This window comes from Actinoplanes sp. NPDC051633 (genome assembly GCF_040681735.1).
Classification (GTDB): Bacteria; Actinomycetota; Actinomycetes; order Mycobacteriales; family Micromonosporaceae; genus Actinoplanes.
The window spans coordinates 1-3,021 of the sequence record NZ_JBFAZH010000955.1 but is presented as its reverse complement, the minus strand read 5'-3'; the positions used below and the strand labels follow the sequence as shown (position 1 = coordinate 3,021).

Genomic DNA, 3,021 nt, shown 5'->3' with positions numbered 1-3,021 from the left:
CTCGAACCGCGGCTGGTAGCCGGTCGCCGCGATCACCAGATCGGGCTCCACGGTCTCCTGGTCGACCAGCTCGACCCGCGAGCCGTCGAATCGGGCCACGTCGGCGACCGGTCTGATGCGGCCGTGGCCCAGGTAGTGGACGAGCTGACTGTTCACCACCGGGTGGCTCTCGTACGGGCGGTGGTCCGGCGCCGGGAGGCCGTAACGGGTCAGGTCGCCGGCGGAGAGACGGACCGACAAGCGGTAGAGGAACTGGCGCAGCCGCAGCGGCAGGCGCATGCGCAGCATGGACGCGTTGACCTGGTCGGCCGGGCGGCCCAGGACGTACTTCGGCGCGTACCAGTAACCGCGCCGGGTCGAGTGCCACACCTCCGCGGCCTGCTGCGCCGCCTCGACCACGATGTCGCAGCCGGTGTTGCCGCCGCCGATCACCAGCACCCGGCGCCCACGCAGGACCGCCGGGTTCTTGTACGCCGACGCGTGCAGCAGCCGCCCCCGGAACTCCCCGGGGATCTCCGGCATCCGCGGCGCCCAGTTGTGGCCGTTCGCCACCACGACCGCCGCGTACCGCTGCACCCGCTCGGCCCCGCCGCCCGTGCTGCGCGTGGTGACGTCCCACCGTGCCGGGCCGCCCTCCGGGCCCACCGGCGTCACGGACACCACCTCGGTGCCGAACCACACGTGCTCGGTGAGGCCGAAGTGGGTGGCGTACCGCTCCAGATAGGACAGCACTTGGCCGTGGTGCGGGTAGTCGGGCCAGTCGTCCGGCATCGGGAAGTCGGGGAACTCGGTCAGCGGCCGCGACGAGATGAGATGCGTCGACGACGACACCGGGCTGCGGTCGTGCCGCCAGTTCCACCCGCCGCCCACCGACGTGTCGCGCTCGTAGCAGTCGACCTCGAAGCCGTGCTCGCGCAGATTCTTGATCGCGGTGAGCCCGCTGGCGCCGGCGCCGATGACGCACACCGCGTCGTGCCGGTCGGCCACGTCAGGCGTGTCGAGCTCCGGGGTGTCTGGCACCCGGAAATCCTGCCTGGTTTTCTACGTGCTGGGAAGGGCCAGATCCGCGACGACCGGGAGATGGTCGCTGGCCATCCGCGCGCGGTCGGTGTCGATCACCCGGTACGACTCGATGGCGACGTCCGGACTCGCGAAGATCACGTCGAGCGTGTGCCGGGGCAGCCTCGCCGGAAACGTCAGCGTCGAGGTCCCGGACGCGGTCAGACCGTCCGCGACGGTCCGCCAGGCGCCGCCGCCCGGCCCCTCGTTGAGGTCGCCGCCGGCGATCACCGGGCCCTCGATGCCGGCCATCTCCCGCTTCCACCGGTCGGCCTGCGACGGCCGCTCCAGCGGATCGGTGGACAGGTGCGAGCCGGAGACGGTGAAGGTGGCCCCGCGGACCGCGCACCGGGCGAAGGCGGCGCCGCGCATGTGCCGGCCGGGCGTCAACGGGTAGCGCACCGACCACGAGTGCACGACCTTGACCCGCAGGCTGACCAGCAGCAGGTTGCCCAGCGACGGGAGCCCGCCCTCGCCGACCACCATGCCGACGTCGTCGGCGAGCGCCGCGCACTTGTGCCGCCAGCGGAACCGCCGGGGCGCCTCCTGCACGATCACCACGTCGGGTTCCTCGTCCCGGATCAGGCCGGTGAGCGCCGCGCGGTCGTCCTTCAGCCCGTGGACGTTGTAGGTCATCACCCGTAGCGGAACCACCTCTACATCCGCCGGGCCAGGTCGGCGGCGCCGAGGACGCCCGCGGTGTTGCCGGTCTCGGCGGCCCGGATGTCGGCGACCGGGAAGCGGTCACGCTGGGCGAGCTGATCGTGGTACGCGCGGACGGTCGGCCCCATCAGCAGGTCGCCGGCGTCGATCACGCCGCCGCCGACCACCAGCACCTGCGGGTCGAAGCTCTGCGCCAGGTCGGCCATCGCGACCCCCAGCCAGTAGCCGATCTGCGCGAACGCGTCGCGGGCCACGCCGTCGCCGTGCTGCGCGGCCTCGGTGATCTGCCGGCCGGTGATGGCGAGCGGGTCGCCGCCGGAGAGCTCCAGCAGCAGAGCCGCGCGGTCGGGCTCCTGCCGGGCGCCGGCCCGGGCGAACCGGACCAGGGCGTTGCCGCTGGCGTACTGCTCGAGGCAGCCCAGCCGCCCGCACCCGCAGGGATGCCCGTCCGCCACCGACTGGATGTGCCCGAGCTCGCCGGCGATCCCGTTGGCGCCGCGCCACAGCGCGCCGTTCAGCACGATGCCGCCGCCGATGCCGGTGCCCACGGTGATCATCACCATCGAGTCGTCGGCCTGCCGGGCGGCGCCGTAGCGGAACTCCGCCCAGGCGGCGACGTTGGCGTCGTTCTCCAGCACGGTGGGCAGGCCGACGGCCTTGGTCACGTAGTCGCGCAGCGGTTCGTCACGCCAGGCGAGGTTGGGCGCGAAGAGTACGGTCGACCCGGCCGCGTCGATCCAGGCCGCGGCGCCGATCCCGACCGCGGTCACCTCGGGAAAGTCGCGGGCCAGCTCGGCGGCCACCTCGACGATCGTGTCGCGGGTCCCGGCCTGGTCGTCGGCGGGCGTCGGCTTGCGGTTGGACGCCAGCACCTTCCCATGGTCGTCCACCACGCCACCGGCCACCTTGGTGCCGCCCACGTCGACTCCGATGGTCAGCAAGCCATCCTTCTTTCGTTGTCCCGGCTCAACCGCGCCCGGCCCCGTCGCCTCTGGTTCGCCGCCCTGTCGATCTGCCCTGTCGATCTACTGCCGTTGCCGTGCAAGCTGTTGCGTCAGTCCCGGTCCGCGTCGCCCGCACCATCATGATTCACGCCCGAACTCCCACTCGCGCCCGCATCACCACGATCCGAGACGCGAGGTCCCCCGTCCGATCCCCCGGGCGTGCTCGGCGGGCCCATCGGAGTCGCCGACTCGTCCCGGCCGGCGGCGGCTCGGCCTTCCGCGTCGCGAACAGCGGCGGCTTCCCGCTCAGCAACGGCGGCAGCCTCCCGCTCAGCAACGGCGGCAGCCTCCCGCT

Annotated in this window: 4 protein-coding genes; 1 reads left to right on the top strand and 3 read right to left on the bottom strand. The window is 72.9% G+C overall.

Annotation, left to right across the window (positions count from 1 at the left end; all coding sequences use genetic code 11):
- From AB0M20_RS35105 to AB0M20_RS35095, 3 genes are all read right to left on the bottom strand, one after another.
- Positions 1–1,020, bottom strand: a 1,020-nt coding sequence (locus AB0M20_RS35105; protein ID WP_364304766.1) for an NAD(P)-binding domain-containing protein, incomplete at its 3' end; no start/stop codon positions are given.
- A gap of 21 nt (positions 1,021–1,041) precedes the next feature.
- Positions 1,042–1,695 (bottom strand): endonuclease/exonuclease/phosphatase family protein, encoded by a 654-nt coding sequence (locus AB0M20_RS35100; protein ID WP_364304764.1) that lies wholly within the window; start codon positions 1,693–1,695, stop codon positions 1,042–1,044.
- A 20-nt stretch (positions 1,696–1,715) separates the two neighbouring features.
- Complete coding sequence (locus AB0M20_RS35095; RefSeq protein ID WP_364304762.1) at positions 1,716–2,663, bottom strand: ROK family glucokinase; 948 nt, start codon at positions 2,661–2,663, stop codon at positions 1,716–1,718.
- Positions 2,664–2,761: 98 nt separating this feature from the next.
- Here AB0M20_RS35095 and AB0M20_RS35090 point away from each other — a divergent pair.
- The coding region (locus AB0M20_RS35090; protein WP_364304760.1) for a hypothetical protein at positions 2,762–3,021 on the top strand (260 nt) is incomplete at its 3' end.